Here is a 23,277-nt window from a genome sequence, read left to right on the forward strand (position 1 = left end):
TGGCAAACAATCATACACGCTTACAGGGCGATGGAGACGGTCCTCGAAGGCATGGCGTTGGGTGGCAGCACCAGTGTCAGCAGCTTGCTGCCGGCATCCCAGGCGAACGTCGTCACCTTGCCGTCGACACGCACCGACGCCGGCTTGGCGCCGACGTTATGCACCGTCAGATCGACGCTGCGTTCCGGCCGGCGGTAGTTGTCGCCGATGGCCGAGTCGATGCTGATCGACAGGCCGCGTCGAGCCACCTTGCTGGTGAAGGTCACCAGCTCGTACTTGCCATGCTCGAACGCCTGCGCGGTCAGGCCGTCGTCGTCATACAGTTTGCCGGTGGCGGTTTTCACCGAGGCGTCGTGGTAGTAGTGCAGCTCGATGTTCTTGGTGGTGTAGTCGCGCGTCGTCTGCACCACGCGCGTCATCGGGATGAAGGCGCCGGCGCGCACGTACACCGGCACGTGGTCCGGGCTCAGTTTCACCGACCGGGTGGCGCCGCCGGCCTGCCGCTCGCCGGTATAGAAATCGAACCACGCGGCGGTTGCGGGGAAGTAGACATCGGCCTTGGTGGCGCCGGCCTTCATCACCGGCGTGACCAGGAAGTCCTTGCCCCACAGGTAGGTCGACGACATCGCCCGCACCTTGGCGTTGCCCGGTTCCTCGTAGACCATGGGGCGCATCAGCGGCAGCCCTTTCTGGTTGTTGTCGAAGGCGAGCGTGTAGTTATAAGGCAGCAGGCGATAACGCATGCGGATGGCGTCGCGCGCCAGCGCCTTGGTTTTGTCGTCGCGGAAGATCGGCTCCGACGGCACTTCCTCCTGCGCGTGCGGACGGAACACCGGCTGGAACACGCCGTACTGCAGCCAGCGCGCATACAGTTCGTTGTCCAGCACCGGGTTGGCGAAGCCGCCCAGGTCCGAGTGCATATAGCCTGCGCCCTGCATCCCCATTTGCAGCGAGATCTCCGGCTGCGATTGCAGTCCGGCCCAGCTGCGATCGACGTCGCCGGACCACGGGATGATGCCGTAGCGCTGCGTGCCCGAATACCCGGCGCGCATCAGGATGAACGGGCGCTCCGTGGGGAAGTCCTTCTCGTAGCCCTCGGCCACCAGCTTGGCCCACTGGTGGCCGTAGATGTTGTGGACCTCGTCGGCGCTGCCGGTGGCGTGGCGCATCTCGGTCGGATGCAGTTCCGGCTCGCCCAGGTCGCCCCAGACGCCGGTCACGCCCTGCAGGCGCAGGTCCCTGTAGATATTCCACAGCCAGTCCTTGCCGGGCTGGCCGAAGATGTCGATCAGGCCCGTATGGCCGAAGAAGAAATCGTAGGCCAGCGGCTTTCCGCTGGCGTCGGTGCCGAGGATCTTCTTGTCGACCGCTTCCTTCCAGCGGCTGGACGTGTCGACGATGAACGGTTCGCTGATGACCACCGTCTGCACGCCTTTTTGCTTGAAGTCCGAGATCATGCCGATCGGGTTGGGGAAGTTGTCCGCGTCCCAGGCCAGGTTGCCCATCGTGCCCTTGACGTCTTTGCCGAACCAGTACAGATCGAAGACGATGGCGTCGAGCGGGATGTCGTCGGCGATGAATTTATCGACCACCGCGCGCGCTTCCGTTTCGCTGTGGTAGCCGAAGCGCATGGCGAAGTTACCGAAGGCCCAGCGCGGCGGTATCGGCTGCTTGCCGGTCAGGTAGGTGTAGTTGTCGACCACGTCCTCCCATTTGTCGCCGGCGACGATTTGATAGGTCTTGCGGCCGCCGATGGTTTCCCAGCGCAGGCTGTTGTCCTTCTTGCTGTCGAAATCGAGGTAACCGGTGCGGGTGTTGTCGAAGTGGAGCGCATAGAGTTTCGACGACAGCGCGATCGGCATGCCGTAGTTAAGCTGCTTCGATGTCGCGCCGTAGCCGTAGTCCGCCTTGTTATACAGCGTGAAGCGGTTGCCGCGCCGGTTCATGCCGACCGCGCGCGCGCCGGCGCCGTACAAGGCTTCGTCCTTATCGAGCGCGAATTCGATCGCCTCTAACACGCGCGGCTCGCCCTTGTTGATATCCTTGCTGCCGGTCGCGACATCGTCGGTGACCTTCATGTAGCCCTTCTTTTCTGCGACCAGTTGCTTGCCCTTGTACGCGTAAGAGATCTGGAAGGGCGACTTGGTGACCGTGACCACCAGGCCGGGTGTCGCGTATTCGATCTTGTTGCCCTTGTCCGAGAACGAGGTGGTCACCGCCGCCGGCGCCAGCACCACCGCGTGCGAATCCGGATCGGCCGTTTCGCCCTCGGGGATGAAGGTGGTTTCGATGATGCTGCGGGTGTAGGGCTTGATCAGGTACACGCCGTCACTGGCGCGCACTTCCATAAAGCCGCCATGGAGTTTGGCGCTGGCGAAAATGCGGCCGGCGTTTTGCGCCAGCGCGGACGGGACGTGGGCGGCAAACAGGGTGAACAGGGCTAATGGCAAAACGGCAAGTTTTACGATGGGATTGCTTCGCATGTCGGGTAAGAGTCTCGTGATGTGTAGTGTTCTGTTGTTTGGCTACATTTGACTATAAAATTCGGTCCAAGGTACGCCGTTTAGCGTTATTTTACCTTGGTATCCTTTCAATTGACACACATGGGGTGTCGTGTTATTTTGCTACAAATTTCAATAATCGGGACGCGTCGCATGAAATCTTCCAGCAGCAAGCCCATACTGTCGTTCTGGCAGCTATGGAATATGAGCTTTGGCTTTTTCGGTATCCAGTTCGGCTTCGCGCTGCAGAATGCTAACACCAGCCGGATTTTCTCCACGCTCGGCGCCAATCCCGACGATTTGTCCCTGTATTGGCTGGCGGCGCCGGTCACCGGCCTGCTGGTGCAGCCGATTATCGGCTACCTGAGCGACAACACCTGGCACCCCCAGTGGGGCCGCCGCCGTCCGTTCTTCTTCGTCGGCGCCGTGCTGGCGTCCCTGGCGCTGTTCCTGATGCCGAATTCCTCTGCGCTGTGGATGGCGGTGATCGTGCTGTGGATGCTCGACGCCGCGATCAACGTGTCGATGGAACCGTTCCGCGCTTTCGTGGGCGACAAGCTCGGACCGTCGCAGCAGACCGCCGGCTTCGCGATGCAAACCTTCTTCATCGGCTGGGGCGCGGTGATCGCGTCGCTGCTGCCGACCATCTTCGCCGACTATCTGGGCGTGAGCAATGTGCCGGTCAACGGCGCCATCCCGGACACCGTGCGCTATTCGTTCTACGCGGGCGGCGCGATCTATATGACCGCCGTGATGTGGACCGTGCTGACCGCGAAGGAAGAACCGCCGAGCGACCTGGAAGCGTTCCGCGCCGAGCAGCAGCGCACGCGGGGCTTGGGCCGCGCGCTGACGGAGATCTTCAGCGGCTTTGGCAAAATGCCGAAGACGATGGTGCAGCTGGCGGCAGTGCAGTTCTTCACCTGGATCGGCCTGTTCGCGATGTGGATCTACACCACCAACGCCATCGGCGAAAACGTCTACGGCACCACCGATGCGCAATCGGCCGCCTTCCAGCAGGCCGGCAACCACGTCGGCGTGATGTTCGCCGTCTACAGCGGCGTGTCCGCGCTGGCCGCGTTCATCCTGCCGGTCTTCGCGCGCCACACCAGCCGCAAGTTCGTGCACATGACCTGCCTGGCCATCGGCGGCGCGAGCCTGATCAGCCTTTTCGCGATCCGCGATCCGAACATGGCCTTCGTGCCGATGATCGGCGTGGGCATCGCGTGGGCCAGCATCCTGACCATGCCGTACGCGATCCTGGCCGGCGCGCTGCCCGCAAACCGCATGGGCTACTACATGGGAGTGTTCAATTTCTTCATCGTGATTCCGCAGATCGTCAGCGGCCTGCTGCTCGGCTTTATGACCAAGAACGTGTTCGACGGCCACGCCGTCAAGACCCTGATGCTGGGCGGCGTGTGCATGCTGGTGGCGGCGATTCTGACCCTGTCCGTCCAGGATAACGCGGACCCGGAGGGTTGATGCTGTAATATTGTTCGTGAGACAAGTATGTTGTGCGACGCGATTTGGCCGGAACAGGTACAACCGTCGCAGCGCGGTGACACGCGATTTGGCGTAACTGTCACGTCGTTGTCACCCGGATTTCACCGATTTGTCATTCTTATCCACCCGGAGCGAACATGAGCATTCAGACAGTCACCACCACACCTTTCCCTGGCCAGCGGCCGGGGACTTCCGGCCTGCGGAAAAAAGTCACCGTCTTCCAGCAGCCGTCCTATCTCGAGAATTTTGTGCAAAGCGTGTTCGATACGCTGGGCGACGTCGCCGGTAAAACACTGGTGGTCGGCGGCGATGGCCGCTTCCACAACCGCGAGGCGGTGCAGGTCATCCTGCGCATGGCGGCGGCGCACGGCTTTGCCAAGGTGCTGGTGGGCCAGGGCGGCATCCTGTCGACACCAGCCGTGAGCTGTGTGATCCGCAAGCACGCCGCGCTGGGTGGCATTGTGCTGTCGGCCAGCCACAATCCGGGCGGACCGGATGGCGACTTCGGCATCAAGTACAACATCGCCAACGGCGGCCCCGCGCCGGAAAGCCTGACCGAGGCGATCTACCAGCGCACCGAATCGCTCGCCGCCTATCGCATCAGCGACGCAGCCGCCATCGACCTGAATAAAATCGGCGCCTCGCGCATCGAGCAGATGGACGTCGAAGTGATCGACTCCGTGGCCGACTACGCGGAACTGATGCAGGAACTGTTCGATTTCGACGCCATCAAAAAACTGTTCGGGGGCGGCTTCCGCATGTGCTTTGACGGCATGTCGGCCGTCTCCGGCCCTTACGCGAAAGCGATCCTGGAAGGGATGCTGGGCGCGCCGGCCGGCACCGTCATCAACGGCGAGCCGCTGGAGGACTTCGGCGGCCACCACCCGGACCCGAACCCCGTCAATGCGGCCCAGTTGATCGAGCTGATGGCCGCCGACGACGCGCCGGACTTCGGCGCCGCGTCCGACGGTGACGGCGACCGCAACATGATCGTCGGCCGCAAGTTCGACGTCACGCCGTCGGACAGCCTGGCCGTGCTGGCCGCGAATGCGACCCTGGCGCCGGGCTATAAGGCCGGCCTGAAAGGCATCGCCCGTTCGATGCCGACGTCACAGGCGTCCGACCGCGTGGCCGCCGCGCTGGGCATCCCGAGCTTCGAGACTCCGACCGGCTGGAAGTTCTTCGGCAACCTGCTCGACGCCGGCCAGGCGACGCTGTGCGGCGAGGAGAGCTACGGCACCGGCTCGGACCATATCCGCGAAAAGGACGGCCTGTGGGCCGTGCTGTTCTGGCTTAACCTGCTGGCCGTCACCGGCAAGTCGGTCGAGCAGCTGGTGGGCGAGCACTGGGCGCGCTTCGGCCGCAACTACTATTCGCGCCACGACTACGAGGGCGTGCCGGTCGAAGGCGCCAATGAGCTGATGGATTCGCTGCGCATCAAGCTGGCGACCCTGAAGGGTCAGGACCTGGGCCATTACGTGGTCGATTTCGCCGACGATTTCGAGTACACCGATCCGATCGACGGTTCGGTGTCGAAGAAGCAGGGTATCCGCATCGTCATGACCAACGGCTCGCGCATCGTGTTCCGTTTGTCGGGCACCGGTACGGAAGGCGCGACCTTGCGCGTTTATCTGGAACGCTACGAGGACGATCCGGCCATGCACCACCTGCCTACCCAGCAGGCGCTTTCCGCATTGATCTTGATCGCCGAGCAGGTTGGCGGCATTGAAGGATGGACCGGACGCGCGCGTCCGACCGTCACCACATAACACTATAAGGACGACAGCATGGAATGGACGAAGTGGAGTACACGTACGACTCTTGCAATGGCTTTGGCGCTGGCCTTCGGCGCACCGGCAATGGCCGCCGAAGCGGTGGCAAAATCGGTGGCAAAATCGGCGGCAACGCCGGCGGCCGCAAAGAAGCCATTCTTGTGGGAGAACGCCACAGTCTATTTCCTGCTGACGGACCGTTTCAACAACGCCTTCACCGGCAATGACCTGGCCTATGGCCGCAACGCCGACGCCGCGCCGCTGCGCGGCTACATGGGCGGCGACCTGGCCGGCATCACCAACAAGATCAACGAGGGTTATTTCGACAGCCTGGGCGTGAACGCGATCTGGCTCACGCCGCCGGTGGAGCAGATCCACGAAGGCACCGACGAAGGCACCGGCAAGTCCTACGGCTTCCACGGCTATTGGGCGAAGGACTTCACCGCCGTCGACGCCAATCTGGGCACCGAAACCGATTTCCGCAATTTCGTCGAAGCCGCGCACGCGCGCGGCATCCGCGTCATCCTCGACGTGGTGATGAACCACATCGGTCCGGAGACGACGATCGACAAGGCATGGCCGCAGCAGTGGGTGCGCACCGAACCGGCGTGCACGCACAAGGATGCGAAGACCACCATCGAATGCACCCTGGTGAAGAACCTGCCGGACGTCCGCACCGACAGTAATGAGGAAGTCGAGTTGCCGCCGCAGCTGGTGGAGAAGTGGCGCCGCGAAGGCCGCTACACGCAGGAGGTCAAGGAGCTCGACGAATTCTTCAAGCGCACCGGCTATCCACGCGCGCCGCGCTACTATCTGATGAAGTGGCACGCCGACTGGATACGCAAGTTCGGCGTGGACGGCTTCCGCGCGGACACCGTCAAGCACGTGGAGGCTGGGGTGTGGAAGGAATTGCGCACCGTCGCCGATGCGGCGTTCGAGGACTGGAAGCGCGCCAATCCGGACAAGAAGCTCGGCGACGACAAGTTCTACATGACGGCGGAAGTCTATAACTACGACATCGCCCACGGCCAGAATTACGACCTGGGTGGGCAGACCGCCAATTACTATCAAAACGGCTTCGATAGCGTGATCAATTTCGGCCTGGTGCGCGATGCGAACAAGGATTACGAGTCGCTGTTCAGCAGTTATTCGAACACGCTGCATGGCGGCGGGCTGAACGGCTACTCGGTGCTGAACTATCTCGATTCGCACGACTACGACCAGCCGTTCGACCGCGAGCGCAAAAGGCCGTTCGAGAGCGCGACCAAATTGCTGTTGGCGCCCGGCGCCGCGCAGATCTACTACGGTGATGAAACCGCGCGCAAGCTCGATCAGGCCGATGCGGTGGGCGACGCCAAGCTGCGCACCTTCATGAACTGGGATGAGCTGGAGCAGAACACGGCGCGCGACGGCTACAAGATTGCCGATGTGCGCGCGCACTGGAGCAAGTTAGGTTTGTTCCGCCAGGCGCATGTGGCGGTGGGAGCGGGAGTGCACCAGCAGCTGCAGGCCAAGCCGTATGTGTTCAAGCGGACTTACGACAAGGGCGGGCTGCGCGACAAGGTTGTCGTCGCGCTGGAGCAGCCGACCGATAAGGCCAGCACGATCAATGTGCGCGGCGTGTTCGCCAATGGCCAGAAGGTCAAGGACTACTACTCGGGCAAGACGGCTGTGGTCAAAGGCGGCAAGGTCAGTTTCGGCACGCGCAACGCGATAGTGCTGATCGGGCAGTAGGGCTCCGTCTAAACCACGTAGGGCGGATTAGGCGGAACGCCGTAATCGGCCATTTATGAGCCGCCGGCGGCGCATGCATGGCCGATTACGCTTCGCTAATCCGCCCTACGTATATCCTTGGTGTCGCCGATATCCGCGGTGTCGGCACAATCAGCCGACACCATCTCTTAACGCGCCTGATGGCGGCGGCGGGACGCCGCCGTGTTGACCTTCGGCCGCGCCAGCGAGCACAAAGCGCGCGCCTCGCGTCGTGGAGCGGTGGCTATCACCGCGTCATCCCACGCGCTGCTTTCGCGGCACCACGCCGCGAAGGCTTCCACCTCCAGCGGACGCGCGAACAAATAACCCTGCGCCTCGTCGCAGCCGGCCGAGCGCAGGAACGCCAGCACGTCGCCGCGCTCCACGCCTTCCGCCACCACACGGTGTCCCAAATCCTGCGACATCGTGATCATCGTCCTGACCAGGCCCTGTTGACGATAGTCGTCCTCCAACCCCAGGATGAACGACTGGTCGATCTTGACCACGTTGGCCGGCATGCGCTGCAGGTACGACAGGCTGCTGTAGCCGGTGCCGAAGTCGTCGATCGCCAGGTGCACGCCGGTGCCGGCCAGCGCTTCAAGCATGGCGTTGGCCTTGACCGGCTGCTCCATGATGGCGCTTTCGGTGATCTCCAGCTCCAGGCACTCCGGCGGCAAGCCGTATTGTTCCAATCCGGCGACCACGCGGTCGGCCAGGTCCGGCTCCAGCAAATTTGAGGCCGAGACGTTGAGCGACAGCTGCAGCTCCAGGCCGGCCTTGCGCCATGCCTGCTGCTGGCGCAAAGCGCGGTTCAGCACCCACGCCGTCGTCGCCTGGGCCAGGCCGGAGCGCTCGATGATGGGAATGAATTCGCCGGGGCCGATCGGGCCGAGCGTCGGATGGTTCCAGCGCAGCAGCGCCTCCGCGCCGATGCACTCGCCGCTGGCGATGTCGACGCGCGGCTGATAGACCAGGCGCAGTTGATCGCGGCTGATCAGGGCCGTCGCGAAGTCGTTGAGCAGGTTGAAACGGCGCCGATACAGACGGTCCTCCACCGCCGAGTACACGGCGACGTGGGTGGCGCTGTCGATGGCGTCGTGCGCGGCGCTTTGCGCCTGGCGCAGCACGTTCAAGCCGTCGGCCGTGCCCACTTCGAACGGCGCGACGCCGATCGACGGCGTGGTGACAAACCGCATCTTGCTGATGCTGACGCCCATTTCCAGCTTCTCTTCCAGGACCCGTATGTAGTCGTCCAGCGCCATGTTCGGCTCGGACAGCAGCGCGAACTGCATGGCCGCGACGTGGTAGACCTTGCGGCGTGGTCCCGTCTCGGCGCGTATCCAGGCCGCCGAATCGACCACCAGCTCGTCGAGGAAGGAGGGATCCAGCGCGCGCACGGCGTGCGACATCTGGTCGGGCGTGGCGAGGTTGATCAGCACCGCCAGACGCTGCTCGTCGGCGGGGCGCTCGCGCTGCATGTCCTGGAAGTCTTCGATGAACTGGTTGCGGTTCGGCAGGCCGCTGAGCGGGTCCACGCGGCCCAGCGCGTGATGCATCTCGATCTGCGACATGACCATCGCGGCGAGGTCGGACAGGATGGCGAGTTCCGCCTTGGTGGTCTCGCGCGGCTCGGTGCCGAGCACGCACATCGCGCCCAGGCAGTAGCCGTCGATGGTGGTCAGCGGCGCGCCGGCGTAATAGCGGATGCCGCTGGCGGCCAGCGGGCTGTCGCGGAAGGCCGCATCGCTGAGCAGATCGGGAATCACCAGCACCCGGCTGCTGTCGGCCACTTCGCCGCAAGGTGCGTGCAGGCGAGGGATCGACGTGTGCTCGACGCCGACGCGCGACTTGAACCATTGACGGTCGGCGTCCGTCAGCGACACCGCCGCAATCGGCAGGTCGAACAGGCGCGCGGCCATGCGGGTGATGCGGTCGAATGCGTCGCTGGGCGGCGTATCGAGCAGATTGAGTTTATTGAGCGCCTCCAGCCGGCGCGCTTCATTGAGTTGGCAAGAAATAGTCATGATCCGGTCATTCGTTAATTGTTGACAAGGTGCTATTCAATGCGGGGTGAGGCACTGGCGGGCGCGTTATGACATGAGGGTCACAGGCGTCTCTTGAACGGCGAGAGGTGAGCGTGTTTAGGGCTCTGCGGCTCTAAGTTTGTTTGCAACAAGGAAAACATTGTTGCGTTGATGGAATAAATGATAGCACGATTTTTTTATCGATGCATGCGATGCGCATAAAACTTGCGGTGGGGCAAGTCGGCAAGGGCTGGCCAGAGGCTGGACCGAGCCCGTCCTGTGGTTTTATTGATACTGCGGATCGGTGGAGAGGGAGTAGGGCGCGTCCGCCGGGGCGGTCGCGCGCCGTGTATCGGGCCGCTCCGCCATGTCGAAGTCCAGCCTTGCGCCGCGCACCAAGTCCGCGTGACCGAGCCAGTTCTTCGAGGTGACCTTGCCGTCGATCTTCAGCGAGCGCACGTAGCGCCTGGTGTCGCTGTTGGCGGCTGCGTTGATGACGATGGTTTTGCCGTTCTCCAGCTTCAGCGTGGCCTTTTTGAACAGCGGCGCGCCGACCACGTATTGCGGCACCGCAGGCGTGACCGGGTAGAAGCCGAGCGCGGAGAAGACATACCAGGCGGAGGTCTGGCCGTTGTCCTCGTCGCCGCAGTAGCCGTCCGGCGTGGGCTTGTACATGCGGTTCATCGTCTCGCGCACCCAGTACTGGGTTTTCCACGGGGCGCCGGCATAGCCGTACAGGTAGATCATGTGCTGGATCGGCTGGTTGCCATGCGCGTACTGGCCCATGTTCGCGATCTGCATTTCGCGGATCTCGTGGATCACCGCCTTGTAGTAGCTCTCGTCGTAAATCGGCGGCAGCGTGAAGACTTCATCGAGCTTGGCGACGAATTTTTCGCGTCCGCCCATCAGGTCTATCAGCCCGTTCACGTCCTGGAACACCGACCAGGTGTAATGCCAGCTATTCCCTTCGGTGAAGGCGTCGCCCCATTTGAAGGGATTGAACGGCGACTGGAAGGTGCCGTCCTTGTTCTTGCCCCGCATCAGACCGGTCTCCGTATCGAACAGTTTTTTGTAGTTCAGCGCGCGCTGGCCGTAGATGGCGATCTCGGAGCGCGGCTTGCCCAGCGCCTTGCCCAGTTGGTAGATGGCGAAATCGTCGTACGCGTATTCGAGCGTGCGCGCGGCATTCTCGTTGATCTTGACGTCGTACGGCACGTAGCCCAGTTCATTGTAGTAGCCGACGCCGGCGCGGCCGACGGCGCTCATCGGACCTTCATTGTTGGCGCCGTGCTTGAGCGCCTGCCACAGCGTTTCGATATCGTAGCCGCGCAGGCCCTTGATGTACGCCTCCGCCACAACGGAAGCGGAGTTATTCCCGATCATGACGTTGGCGTAGCCGGGGCTGGACCACTCGGGCAGCCAGCCGCCCTCCTTGAAATCGTTGACCAGGCCCGCCTGCATTTCGCGGTTGATCGACGGGTACATCAGATTGAGGAACGGGTAGAGCGCGCGGAAGGTATCCCAGAAGCCGGTGCCGGCGAACATATAGCCCGGCAGGACCTGGCCGTTGTACGGACTCCAATGGACGATCTGGTTGTCGGCGTCGATCTCGTAGAGTTTATTCGGGAAGAACAAGGTGCGATACAGGCTGGAATAGAAGGTGCGCGTCTGCTCCTCGCTGCCGCCTTCTACGTTGATGCGGCCCAGCGTCTTGTTCCAGATAGCCCGGCCTTTTTGCGCGGTCGTGTCGAAGCCGTCGTTGGCCAGTTCGCGCCTGAGGTTCAGCTCCGCCTGTTCCTCGCTGATGAAGGAGGACGCCACCTTCATGCCGACCTTTTCGCCTTTCGCGGTCTTGAAGCCGACCAGCGCGCCGGCATGGTCGGCCGCCAGTTCCAGCACGTCGCCGGCCAGTTGGTCGCCGTTCCACAGCCTGGTGGAGGCGAACGGCTTGTCGAAGTAGATCACGAAATAGTTCTTGAAGTTCTTGGGCAGCGGACCGCGCGCGTGGCGGGTGCTGAAGCCGACGATCTTCCGTTCGGCCGGAATAACCTTGATGTACGAGCCTTTGTCGTAGGCGTCCACCACCACGTAGGCTTCGTCGGTTTGCGGGAAGGTGAAGCGGAACTGCGCGGCGCGCTCGGTCGGTGTGATCTCGGTCGTCACGTCGGCGTCGGCCAGGTAGACGCTGTAGTAGTAAGGCTTGGCCACTTCGGCCTTGTGCGAGAACCAGCTGGCGCGGTCGTCCTGCGTGAATTTGGGTTTGCCGCCCGCCTGGCCGACCACCGGCATGATGGCGAACTGGCCGTAGTCGTTCATCCACGGCGACGGCTGGTGCGTTTGTTTGAAGCCGCGGATCTTGTCGGCGTCGTAGGTGTAGGTCCAGCCGTTGCCCATCTTGCCGGTTTGCGGCGTCCAGAAATTCATCCCCCACGGCAGGGCGATGGTCGGGTAGGTATTGCCGTTGGAGAGTTCGGGCTTGCTGGCAGTCCCCATCAGCGGATTGACCCAATCGACCGGTTCAACCACGGGCGCCGCCGAGGCCAATCCGGCCAGCGCGAACAACACAGCCGGCAAATAAAGTGCGTTCAGTTTCATGATCTGATCGGACGTTGGAGAAGCCGAAAAGATACCACGGTTACAAGGACTCTTCTACACCACGTAGGGCGGATTAGCGAAGCGTAATCCGCCATGCACGCGCCGCCAGCGGCATGGGATGCTACCGCATCAGAAAGCCTACCCCAGCCCCCAGCAACGCCAGAGAACCAGCCGCCATACCGCTGCGCGGCAGTCGCCCCACCGCATACGTCATCGCCAACACCGCCATCCATCCAGCCGCCGTCAGCGCCCCCAGCCACAACACCCAGCCCTGCGTGCTGCCACGCAGCGCCAGACAAGCGAGCAGCGACAGCAACAGCTGCCCACACCCAAACCACTGCAATCGGCGGCGCTGCTCTGGCGACGGTTCCGTTCCGCGTCCGTGCACGTCGGCCCAATGGCGATCCATCGCCAGGCCCAGAAAAGCGAATCCCGAAAAGGCCCCGGCCACCGCCGCGCATCCCGTCATTACCGCGTAGATCGAAGTCATGCAGCATTTCCCGCAAGTCGAGTTTTTGTCACCGGCGCACGTCCCAGTCGCGCCGAAGCATAGAGCAGCAGGCCGCCGACCAGCAAGGTCACGCCATCGAATCCGGCCAGCGCCCATAAGCCATTCGGGATGCTCACCAGCAGATGGGCGCCGCCGGTCGCGCCGTTCAGCACCGGCAGCAGCGCGAACAGCATACCGCCGACCAGCAGCTGCAAGCGCCACATCGGGCGCGATGGCCAGGCCAGTCCCGCCACCATGGAAACCGCCCAGGCGGTAAAGAACCAGCTGACCTCCGCCGCCGGACGTTCGGCCAGTCCCACCGGCAGCAGACGGTTGGCCCAGAAGTACGCCGCCATGGCCACCGGCAGGCCGGCGATCGCGCCGATATTGAGGCCTTCCACCAGCCGCAGGCCAAAGCCGATGCGGCCAGCCTTCAGATGCTTTGGTTTTTCCTTGACTGCCCACAGCAGCAGGCCGGTGGCGACCATCGCGCTGCCTGCCAAGCCGGAGATGAAGAACAGCGCGCGCAGCAGCGGATCGGCGAAGCGGCCGATGTGCAGCCCGTACATGACGCCGCGTGTCGCCACGGCGGCCCCGCGTCCCGCGTCCGGCGACGGCAGCGGCCTGCCGGTTGCGCCGTCGTAGATCAGCGTTGGCAGGTCCGAGCTGACGCCGCGCCCCTCCTGCTGGGTGACGGCGATGGTGGCCGCCGCGTCGTTGGGGAAGTTGACCGTTATCCGTCCGGCTGGCGCGCCGCCCCAGGCCTGGCTGGCGTGGGCTATCACGGGGCCGAGCGGTGTCAATGGCGCGGCCACGCCGGAGGCCTTGGCGCCCTGCGGCGGGCCGGGGAACAGCTCGGCGAAGAACGCTTTGTCGTTGTTGTTGTAGGCGACCTTCACGCCCCACGGCATGTACATGAACATCAACGTCACCAGGCCGGTGTAGGTGATCATCAGATGGAAGGGTAGCGCCAGCACCGCGCTGACGTTGTGAAAATCGAGCCACGAACGCTGGCCCTTGCGCGGACGGAAGGTGAAGAAATCCTTGAAGATGCGCTTGTGGGTGACGATGCCGGACAGGATGGCAACCAGCATCGACATGGCGCAGATGCCGACGATCCAGCGCGCCACTGGCACCGGCATGTAGTGCAGGTCGAAGTGCAGGCGGTAGAAAAAGTCGCCGCCGCGCGTGGAACGGGCTTCGGCCAGTTCGGCGCCGGTGGCCGGGTCCAGCAGGGCCTCCTCGAAACGGCGGCGGCCCTTGCCCTTGCCTTTGGCCTTGCCTTCGCCGGCCGGCGGCGCCCACATGGTTTGGATCGCCGGTTCGCGGCCGCTGGGCAGGGACACGAACCAGCGCTCGCTGTTGGGCGCGCGCTTTTGCAGCATGCGCGCGGCTTGATCGGCCGCAATCGCCTGCGTCACCGGTGCGATAGCTGCCTGGTGCAGTTCGGGTTTCATCCACAGCGTGATCTCATCGCGGTAGTAGCTGGAGGTACCGGCCATGAAGATCAGCATCAGCACCCAGCCCACCAGCAAGCCTGACCAGGTGTGCAGCCAGGCCATCGATTGACGGAAGCCTTCCTTCATGCCGCCGCTCCCTGCGTGCCCAGCGCGAGCAGCAGCGCAAACGGCAGCGCCGCCAGCAGCAGGCCGCCCAGCGCGCAGAGGCGTGCGCGCGGCGAAGCACCACATGATCGCGCACGGATAAATAATCAGGCCTGTCATGGTGGCGGTCAGCGCGGCTTCGACGCGGGCGATGGGCAGCCACATGGCCAGCGTCGCCGCGATCGCCGCCGCCACCGCGTAGCCGCCGAAGATGGCGATCAGCGCGCGCAGCGCGACACCGGCGCGGTAGCGCAATTGGGGCGCTTTCTGGGACTGCGACACAGTCATAGGGGTCTTTCAAGGGAGAAGGGAGGTTTCTCTCTTTGATGGCGGTGACGTGGCTGGTGCGGGGACGGGCTGCGGGCGCAAACGCAAATGAGAATTATTCCATTATCGCGGGATCGGGCCGATTTTGCAAGCGTGGGGCTGACGGTCGCTGCGGAATCACGTAGGGCGGATTAGCGTAGCGTAATCGGCCATGTATGCTCCGCCGGCGGCGCATACATGGCCGATTACGGCGTTCCGCCTAATCCGCCCTACGTGGAACGGCTCTTATTCCACGAACACCACTGCGCTGCGTGCTGGCAGCGTGAACGTGCCTGAGGCGGCGTCGTATCGCGCTTCTTGCGCTACACGCTTGTCCGCCGCGCCGGCACGCAGGTGCACCGGATGCAGCTGGTAGCGGCGGTTCCTCTCCTCGTCGACGGTGACGCGCTGCGCGACTTTGTCGACATTGATCAGATACGTGATCGACTTGAAGTTGGCGCCGGCGTAGCCCGCGCCGTCCAGGTGCGCGACGATCACCGTCGGCACCTGCGTCGATCCCGTGTTGTGGAAGCGCAGGCGTTGCTGGATGTCGGCCGAGGTCCGCATGCGGAATAGCGTGCTGCTCGAGCGGATCGCCAGCAAATCGCGGAAGGCGTCGCGCGACCAGGCGATGTCCGCCGGCGCGGGCTTGATCGCGGCGTTGGCCAGCAGGGGCTTCATCAGCGCGTAGTCCTTGCCGTTGTCCTCTTCGCGCGGCAGGCCGGTGCCGTAGTAGTTGTCCCGGTAGGTCCAGTCCAGGCGATTGAACCAGTCGCCCGATTCGAAGCTGTTGCGGTCCAGGGATTTGGAGCGCAGGATGTCGAAGCCGGCGTGGAAGTAGGCCACGCCCTGGCTAAAGGCGTTGATGGCGGCGCCCAGCATCTGTACCTGTGCGCGCTCGGCGCCGGTGGTTTCCAGCGGCAGCTTGTAGACGTTGATGTCGAACAGCGTCTGGTTGTCGTGGTTCTCGACGTAGTTGACGGTTTCCGACGGCTGGCTGGCGTAACCGGCCGGCTGGTTGCCGCCGTAGACCATCGCCTTCAATTGCGTGGTCTCGTCCTGCCAGGTGCGCATCGTGTAGTCGCGCAGCGATCCGGCCAGGCCGACCTTGACCATGTCCGACGCTTGCAGCAGATCGCCTGCTGGCCGCGCGGGCGCTTGCGCGTTGGGCGCGTAGACCAGGCCATTGATGTAGCCCTGCTGCGCGATGATTTGCGCGCTGCCGTCGCTGGCTCCACCGCCGCGCATGGCGTCGCGCGCGCGGTCGCTGAAGGTGCCGATGCCGCTGCCGTTCAGCGACAGCTGCGACGCCTGCACGAAACGGGCGCCGTCGGCCACTTCGCCGAAGTTCCAGCCTTCGCCGATCAAGTCGATGCGGCGGCCGGTGGCGCGGTTGACGCGCGCCTGCAACTCTTCCATCGCCGCGCGCGGTTGGTGTCCCATCAGGTCGAAGCGGAAGGAGTCGATCTTGTACTGCACCGCCCAGGTCTCGACCGAGTCGATCATCAGCTTGGCCATCATCAGGTTTTCGGTGGCGGTGTTGTCGCAGCAGGTCGAGCGTTCGATGCCGCCGGTCGCGTTCAGGCGGTGGTAGTAGCCGGGCACCACGCGGTCCAGCACCGATTTTTCATTCTGGCCGGCGATGAAGGTATGGTTGTACACCACGTCCATGCCCACGCGCAGGCCGGCCTTGTGCAGCGCCTGCACCATCTGGCGGAATTCGACGATGCGTTTTGCGCCGTCGGCCGGATCGGTGGCGTAGCTGCCTTCGGGCGCGGTGTAGTGATACGGGTCGTAGCCCCAGTTGTAGCAGTCGGTGAATTTGACCTTGGTGACTTCCGCCTGTTGTTCCAGGCCGTCCGGCGCGAGGCCGGGCAGGGCGGCGATGTCCGGCGACACGCAACCCTGTTCCGGCACGGTGGCGATGTCGTAGACCGGCAGCAGGTGGATGTCGGTCATGCCGGCGCGGCTCAGCGCGGCCAGGTGCTTCATGCCGTTGGAGCCCGTCTCGGTGAAGGCGGTGTACTTGCCCCGGTTGGCCGCGCTGACGGTGCCGTCGTTGATCGAGAAGTCGCGCACGTGCAGTTCGTAGATGGTCATGTCGGTCGGCGCGGCGACCTTTTTCGGCGACGGCGTCCCGTCCCACCCCGCAGGTTTGAGCCTGGCGGCGTTCAGGTTGGCGATGTAGCTGCGTTTGGAGTCGGTGGTCAGGCTGATCGAGTAGGGATCGGTGACCAGGTTGCGCACGATGCCGGCGGTGGGCGTCATGACGTCGACAAGATATTGGTAGTACGCGCCATTGGCCCGCGCCGACCAGACGCCGGTGGCGTCGTCGCGGGTCATCGGTGTGATGGCGCTTGCCTTGGACGAGCCGGTGGCGTAGGTGCACACGGCCACATTCTGCGCGGTGGGCGCCCATAGCTTGAAGGCCGCGCCGCGCGCACCGGCGGTCACGCCCAGGTCCTTGACCTTGGCGGCGCCGGCATACAGGTCGTCCAGCGCGCCGGCGATTTGCAGCGACGTCACATCGCGCACCACGCCGTCCTCGCCTTCCCGGACCAGCAGCACTTGCTGCGTCAGCAGCCGCGCCGCGTCTGGAACGCTCAGCACCGCGCCGTCGCCGACAAACTTGAAGCGCCGCGCGACATCGGACGGCACCTCGCCATCGAAGCGCGACAGCGTCAGCTCGCCGTCCGCGCCGGTGACGCGCGCTCCCGGCGCGGCGCGCAGCAGGGCGTTGGCGGAATAATAGAGTTTGAACGCGCCCTTGCCGGCATCGGCGCCCGGCCATTTGATCAACTGGCGGTTGAGCCAGTACGCGCGGGCGTCGGTGGCGGGCGCCGCATGCAGCGGCGTCGCAAACGCTCCGTCGCAATCCGCCAGGACGGGGTCCGCCGATGCCGCTAAACATGCCAGCGCGAGCGCGCCCCCAACCGAACCCGCCATCAAACGCTTACCAGCCATATTCCGTCTCCAAACCGTTAGTTTGAGTAGTGCGGCTACAAAACCACCGCATCGCCCTTAAATTTCGCGGATATGGTACTCCAGAATCTGTAGTTTCGATACGAATCACCCTGCGTCCGCATCTACTTCTGATCAAAAATTAACATAAAGCCGCAGGGTGTAGGGTTTTCCTTGCCGGTTCGTTTACACCTTGTTCCGCACTGTACACCCTGTATCAATCGGTAATTGTCGGCTAAACGAGGGCCGGCCACTGCTAGCCTTGGCCGCGTCGTTTCCAATTCACAAGGGCTATCATGATATTGCTATTTTGCGGCCTGTCGGGCGCCGGTAAGTCTACACTTGCCAACAGCGTTAAAGACCGCCTTGGCCGGCAGTTCGTGCCGGTTGAAGTCATCGATGGCGATGCGTATCGCGCAAGCTTATTTTCCGACCTGGGTTTTTCGCGCCGGGACCGCAGCGAGAATTTGCGCCGCCTTGGCTACCTCGCCGATAAATTCGCTGCGCACGGCATCGTCACGATCATCAGCGCCATCTGTCCCTACGACGAGGTGCGCAAGGAGCTGGTCGCGCTCTATCCCGACGTGAAAGTGGTGTTCATCGACTGCGCGCTCGACGAACTGCGGCGGCGCGACACCAAGGGCTTGTATCGGCGCGCCGGCCTGCCCGACGATGCGCCAGACAAGTTGAAGTGCCTGACCGGCGTTAACGATCCGTTCGAGCCACCGTCCGAACCCGATCTGTACTTCAACACCCGCGACAGCAGCGCCGCCGAGTGCACCGCGCGGATCTGCGAGTATGTGCTGGGCCAGACCGATTTCGCCAAGCGCAGGAGGGCGCGGCATGGCCAATGACGTCCTGGTCATCGCCGGGATGCACCGCTCCGGCACATCGCTGATCACGCACTGGCTGCATGATTGCGGCCTGCAGGTCGGCGAACGCCTGGTTGGCGTGGGCACGGGCAATGTCGAAGGCCATTTCGAGGACGAGGACTTCTTCCAGCTGCACCAGCAAATCCTGATCGACAAAGGCGTGCATCCCGACGGCCTGCACCCGCCCGAGGCGATGACGCCGACCGCGCGGGAGCAGGCCGAGATGCGGTCCCTCATCGCGGCGAAGAATGCCAGCTTCCCCCAATGGGGCTGGAAGGAGCCGCGTACCTGCCTGTTGCTGGACACGTATTCGGCCTTGCTGCCTCAGGCGAAATATCTGGTGCTGCTGCGCGATTTCGAGGAGGTCGTGCATTCGCTGCTCAAACGGGACTTCGGCCTGCTCGACAACAGATACCGGGCAAAAAGCTGGCCTTATCGCCTGGCGTGGAAGTGTTTTTACCGGTCGATGCGGCTGGCGCGGCATCGCCGCAAGCATCGCGAGCGTTACCTGAAAGCCTGGGTGGTGTACAACCGGAAGATACTGCAGACGTTGGACAAGCTGCCCAAGCATCGCTATCTCGTGGTGAACTACAAGTCGATGCAAAGCCAGTGCGCCCAGGTGTTCGGGTTTCTATCGTCGCACTGGTCGTTCCGGCTGCGTTACAAAAAATTCGCCAGCGTGTACCGCGATGAATTGATCAGCCGCCAGGCCGACGTCGCGCCGCTGCAGGTCGATCCCGTTCTGCTGGCGGAGGCGCGGCAAATCGGCACGAACCTGCAGCTTTACCTTGATTGCAGCCAGCAGCGCCTGGCCGCCGTACCTATTTGCCGCCGGCCTTCTTCGCGGGCTGATTAGTGCAGGTGGTATTGTCCTTGTGCGCGGTGGCGATGTTTTCGCCGCCGCTGGCATCGACGCCGCCTTGAGGGCGTTTGCAATCGGCCTTGGCGCCCTTGGGCGGTTTGTTGTCGAAGCCTGGCTTGCCGGTCGGCTGCTGCATGCCGGCGTTGCCGTTCTGCGCGCCGGTATTGGCCTCGGCCTCACCCTTGGCCGCGCCATTGGGCTGGAAGGCCGTCGCGCCGGTGCTGCCGGTGGGCTGGGCGACATCCTTGTCGGACACCGGTTTGCTTTGCGCGTGCGCCGCCCCGCCAAAGGCGGCGGACAGGCAGAAAGCCGCGACGCCGATCGCGGTTTTGGCCTTGGTGAATTGGGTGGACATGATCGTCTCCTTGAGTACGCTAATAACTCGACGATTGTTTCACACCCAACACACCTTCCAAGTAGGATACCTGCCCGTGTGCAAGTCGGATTCGGCCCGGCCCGCTAGATTACTTGGCCGCCACGCGGTAGTTATCCACCATCTTGTAGCGCATCGCGTACAGCGCGAACACGCCGGCCGTGAGCAGCGCGAAGCCCGCGAAGAAGAACATCTGGAACGCGATCGAGCTCATACCGCTGGTGGCGATGTGCGCGCTGACCGCGTCGTTCTTCACGCCCGAATTGACGATCAACACCCACAGATTGCCGACCGTGACGGCCAGATACCAGAAGCTCAGGATGATGCCCTTCATCGGCGCGGGCGCCTGACTGTAGGCGAATTCCAGGCCGGTGGCCGACACCAGCACCTCGCCCAGTGTCAGCAGCGCATACGGCAGCAACTGCCACAGGATGGAGACCTTGTCGCCGCCGTCCATCTGCAGCTGGATGGCGCCGATCGCAATCCACGCCGCGCCGGACAGCGCGATGCCCATGCCCATGCGGCGCAGCGGCGTCGGCGTGATGCCGATGGCGCGCATCAGCGGGAACAGCGCGATGTTATTCAATGGGATCAGCAACATCACCAGGATTGGATTGATGGCCTGCATCTGCGCCGGCAGCAGGGTGAATTCCCAGCCGAAGATCGACAGCAGCGGGCTGTCCATGGCGTTGGCCTGCACGATCCAGGTCGACGCCTTCTGGTCGAACAGAGACCAGAACGGGGTGATCATCGCGAACACGATCAGGATGCGCAGCACGGCGCGCACGCCTTCCACCGCTTCGTCGGTGTGCAGGCCGCGCGCGCGTTCCAGCTGCATCGACACGCCGATGCCGCCGAAGGCCAGCAACAGCACCAGCGCGGTACAGGCGGCGATGACGAAGCCCCATTGCGGCGACATGCACAGCGACAGCACCGCGCCGGCCGCGCCGACGCCTGCGACGATCAGGCCCGGACGCGATTTGCCTGGCGCCTTGGCGAACAACGCGGTGCGCGCGACGCTGCTGAAGGAGTCCGGATTGGGCGCGGCCGGCGGCACGTGCACGTATTTTTTGCGGCCGATCCAGAAAATCAAGGTGGCGATGGCCATCAGGATGCCGGGGATGCCGAAGGCCACGGCCGGGCCGTAGTCGCGCAACATCACCGGCATCAGCAGCGACGCGAAGAAGGAGCCGAAGTTGATGATCCAGTAGAAGGCGTCGAACACCAGCTTGGCGCGGTTCTTGTTGGTCTGGTCGAACTGGTCGCCGACGAAGGCCACCACCAGCGGCTTGATGCCGCCCGACCCGAAGGCGATCAGCGCCAGGCCGAAATAGAAGCCTTTGAGATTGTCCTCGAAGATCGCCAGGCAGGCGTGTCCCGCCACATAGATCAGGCTAAACCAGAACACGGTCTTGTATTTGCCGAAGAAGCGGTCGGCCAGCCAGCCGCCCAGCAGCGGGAAGAAGTACACGCCGATGACGAAGGTATGGAAGACGTGCTTGGCCTCGGCGGTGCGGTCTTCCATCGGAATGAACAGCAAAAGCGTGCTCAGAAGAAACGGCGTGAGGATGTTACGCATGCCATAGAAGCTGAAACGTTCGCAGCCTTCGTTGGCGATGATGTAGGGAATTTGTCGGGGCATCGGCCCGTTGCCGTTTGCGATAGCGCTGCTAGTCACTGGTTTCTCCTAAAATTTGTGTAGTTTGACTACTCATTTTTGTTTTATGAATTCCGATAAAAACTCATAACTGTTTGATTTGTATGAATTAATTGTGATAATTCCAAATCTTGTACACGATTGAAAAAAACAATATCGTGATGTATATTCTCTACAAACTCATCCGCGCGCCTTCCACGACACGCAGCCAACCCCGGATTCTCTTATGACTAAGCAACTAACTCAAGTTTCCCCGCACATTAAAGACTGGTATCGCGAGGCCATCATCTATCAGGTTTACCCGCGCAGCTTCCTTGACACCAACGGCGACGGCATCGGCGATATGCCCGGGATTACGGCAAAGCTGGACTATATCGCATCGCTGGGCGTGGACATCGTCTGGATTTCACCATTTTTCAAGTCGCCGATGAAGGACTTCGGCTACGACATTTCCGACTATTGCGACGTCGATCCGATGTTCGGCACCCTGGCCGACTTCGACGTCATGATCGCCAAGGCGCATAGCCTCGGCCTGAAGATCATGATCGACCAAGTGATGGCGCACACCGCCGAGGAGCATCCGTGGTTCAAGGAGAGCCGATCGAGTCGCGACAATCCGAAATCCGACTGGTACGTGTGGTCCGATCCGGCGCCGGACGGCAATCCGCCGAATAACTGGATGTCGGTTTTCGGCGGCTCGTCGTGGCAGTGGGATACGCGCCGTCGTCAATACTATTTACACAATTTCCTCGTCAGCCAGCCGCAGCTCAACTTCCACAACCCGCAAGTGCAGCAGGCGCACCTGGACGCGCTGCGCTTCTGGCTCGAGCGCGGCGTCGACGGCATCCGCCTGGACGCGTCCAACTTCCACTTCCACGATCCTGAGCTGCGCAGCAATCCGCCGGCCGTCAACCGCGACACCGCCACCGTCTCGGACGTGAACCCGTACGGCATGCAGGCCCACGTCTACGACAAGAGCCGTCCGGAGAACCTGCCGTTCCTGCAAAAGCTGCGCACCCTGCTGAACGAATACCAGGCCGTGTCGATCGGCGAAGTGGGCGCCGACGATTCGCTGGCCGTCATGGCGGAATACACCGCCGGCGGAGACAAGCTGCACATGGCCTACAGCTTCAACCTGCTGGTGCCTGTGTGCTCGTCGCACTACATCCGCAAACAGGTGGAGCAGTTCGAAGCGCGCGTCAAAGGAGGCTGGGCGTCGTGGTCGGTCGGTAACCACGACGTGCAGCGCGTCGCCACGCGCTGGGGCGGACCGGACGCGCCGAAGGCGTTCGCCAAGATGATCCTGGCGATGCAGCTGTCGCTCAAAGGCACGCCGTGCCTGTACCAGGGCGACGAGCTGGCGTTCGCCGAGGCGGACGTGCCGTTCGAACTGCTGCAGGACCCGTACGGCATCACCTTCTGGCCGGAGTTCAAGGGCCGCGACGGTTGCCGCACGCCGATGGCGTGGACCGGCGGGGCCGATGGCGGCTTCACCACCGGCAAGCCATGGTTGCCGGTGTCGCCGGACCATATTTCCAAGGCTGCGGCGTTGCAGGAGTCGGATGCCGAATCGTCGCTGGCGTTCACGCGCAAGTTCATCGCCTGGCGCCGCAAGCTGCCGCAGCTCACGCGCGGCGACATCCAGTTCTTCGACACGCCGGAGCCGGTGCTGGCGCTGCGCCGCGATGCCGATGGCGAGCGCGGGATCATCGCCGTGTTCAATCTGGGCGGGGAGCCGGTCAGTTTCACGTTACCGCAAGTAGCGGGCGCGGAGCAGATGGAAGGTTACGACCTGCCTGGAACGGTGGACGGCAGCCAGGTGCAGTTGCCGGCCTTCGGCGCCTGGTTCGGGTACGCGCGCGATTAACCCGCAGAGCCATGCGGGGTCGGACCCATTGGGTCCGACCCCTAAGTGGCGACGCATGCGTATCGCAAAACGCGGCTGGGTTTCACGCCTTTACTTCTTAACACCACATATTTCGGGTATGCTTCCGCCAACTGTTTTGAC

General features: G+C 63.2%; 14 protein-coding genes. 6 read left to right on the forward strand and 8 right to left on the reverse strand.

Annotated features, from left to right (window positions below):
• Window positions 1–20: 20 nt before the first annotated feature.
• Window positions 21–2,450, reverse strand: a complete 2,430-nt coding sequence (locus NHH88_07665; GenBank protein USX15646.1) for a DUF5110 domain-containing protein — start codon at window positions 2,448–2,450, stop codon at window positions 21–23.
• 204 nt (window positions 2,451–2,654) lie between these two features.
• On the opposite strand from NHH88_07665, the gene NHH88_07670 reads away from it, so the two are divergent.
• The 3 genes from NHH88_07670 to NHH88_07680 all read left to right on the forward strand — a co-directional run bounded on the left by NHH88_07670 (window position 2,655) and on the right by NHH88_07680 (window position 7,507).
• The gene (locus NHH88_07670; protein ID USX15647.1) at window positions 2,655–3,980 is read left to right on the forward strand and encodes an MFS transporter; all 1,326 of its coding nucleotides are present in this window, start codon (window positions 2,655–2,657) and stop codon (window positions 3,978–3,980) included.
• A gap of 158 nt (window positions 3,981–4,138) precedes the next feature.
• Window positions 4,139–5,770: an alpha-D-glucose phosphate-specific phosphoglucomutase gene (locus tag NHH88_07675; protein ID USX15648.1), complete on the forward strand. Its 1,632-nt coding sequence runs from the start codon at window positions 4,139–4,141 to the stop codon at window positions 5,768–5,770.
• 57 nt (window positions 5,771–5,827) lie between these two features.
• Window positions 5,828–7,507 (forward strand): alpha-amylase family glycosyl hydrolase, encoded by a 1,680-nt coding sequence (locus NHH88_07680; GenBank protein USX15649.1) that lies wholly within the window; start codon window positions 5,828–5,830, stop codon window positions 7,505–7,507.
• 167 nt (window positions 7,508–7,674) lie between these two features.
• On the opposite strand, the gene NHH88_07685 is transcribed toward NHH88_07680, so the two are convergent.
• The 5 genes from NHH88_07685 to pulA all read right to left on the reverse strand — a co-directional run bounded on the left by NHH88_07685 (window position 7,675) and on the right by pulA (window position 17,508).
• Complete coding sequence (locus tag NHH88_07685) at window positions 7,675–9,549, reverse strand: EAL domain-containing protein (GenBank protein ID USX15650.1); 1,875 nt, start codon at window positions 9,547–9,549, stop codon at window positions 7,675–7,677.
• Window positions 9,550–9,834: 285 nt separating this feature from the next.
• Window positions 9,835–12,144 (reverse strand): GH92 family glycosyl hydrolase, encoded by a 2,310-nt coding sequence (locus NHH88_07690; protein ID USX15651.1) that lies wholly within the window; start codon window positions 12,142–12,144, stop codon window positions 9,835–9,837.
• Between the two features lie 121 nt (window positions 12,145–12,265).
• Window positions 12,266–12,634 (reverse strand): DUF3325 domain-containing protein, encoded by a 369-nt coding sequence (locus NHH88_07695; protein ID USX15652.1) that lies wholly within the window; start codon window positions 12,632–12,634, stop codon window positions 12,266–12,268.
• Window positions 12,631–14,526, reverse strand: coding sequence for a PepSY domain-containing protein (locus NHH88_07700; protein USX15653.1), 1,896 nt, complete (start codon window positions 14,524–14,526; stop codon window positions 12,631–12,633). The genes NHH88_07695 and NHH88_07700 overlap by 4 nt, the downstream gene beginning before the upstream one ends.
• Window positions 14,527–14,790: 264 nt before the next feature.
• Window positions 14,791–17,508 (reverse strand): pullulanase-type alpha-1,6-glucosidase, encoded by a 2,718-nt coding sequence (pulA, locus tag NHH88_07705; protein USX15654.1) that lies wholly within the window; start codon window positions 17,506–17,508, stop codon window positions 14,791–14,793.
• Between the two features lie 293 nt (window positions 17,509–17,801).
• Between pulA and cysC the strand changes: the two genes are divergently transcribed.
• Both cysC and NHH88_07715 read left to right on the forward strand, forming a co-directional pair.
• A complete protein-coding gene (gene cysC / locus NHH88_07710; protein USX15655.1) occupies window positions 17,802–18,359 on the forward strand; it encodes an adenylyl-sulfate kinase in 558 nt (185 codons plus the stop codon).
• Complete coding sequence (locus NHH88_07715; GenBank protein ID USX15656.1) at window positions 18,349–19,233, forward strand: sulfotransferase; 885 nt, start codon at window positions 18,349–18,351, stop codon at window positions 19,231–19,233. Before cysC ends, NHH88_07715 begins: the two co-directional genes overlap by 11 nt.
• Here the strand turns inward: NHH88_07715 and NHH88_07720 are convergent.
• Window positions 19,199–19,594, reverse strand: a complete 396-nt coding sequence (locus NHH88_07720) for a hypothetical protein (GenBank protein USX15657.1) — start codon at window positions 19,592–19,594, stop codon at window positions 19,199–19,201. The genes NHH88_07715 and NHH88_07720 overlap by 35 nt on opposite strands.
• 109 nt (window positions 19,595–19,703) lie before the next feature.
• Window positions 19,704–21,254, reverse strand: coding sequence for an oligopeptide:H+ symporter (locus tag NHH88_07725; protein USX17292.1), 1,551 nt, complete (start codon window positions 21,252–21,254; stop codon window positions 19,704–19,706).
• Window positions 21,255–21,495: 241 nt separating this feature from the next.
• Between NHH88_07725 and NHH88_07730 the strand changes: the two genes are divergently transcribed.
• On the forward strand, window positions 21,496–23,136 hold the full coding sequence (locus NHH88_07730; GenBank protein USX15658.1) for an alpha-glucosidase family protein: 1,641 nt from the start codon (window positions 21,496–21,498) through the stop codon (window positions 23,134–23,136).
• Window positions 23,137–23,277: the final 141 nt, after the last annotated feature.

Source organism: Oxalobacteraceae bacterium OTU3CAMAD1 (assembly GCA_024123915.1).
In the GTDB taxonomy this organism is placed as follows: Bacteria; Pseudomonadota; Gammaproteobacteria; order Burkholderiales; family Burkholderiaceae_D; genus Rugamonas.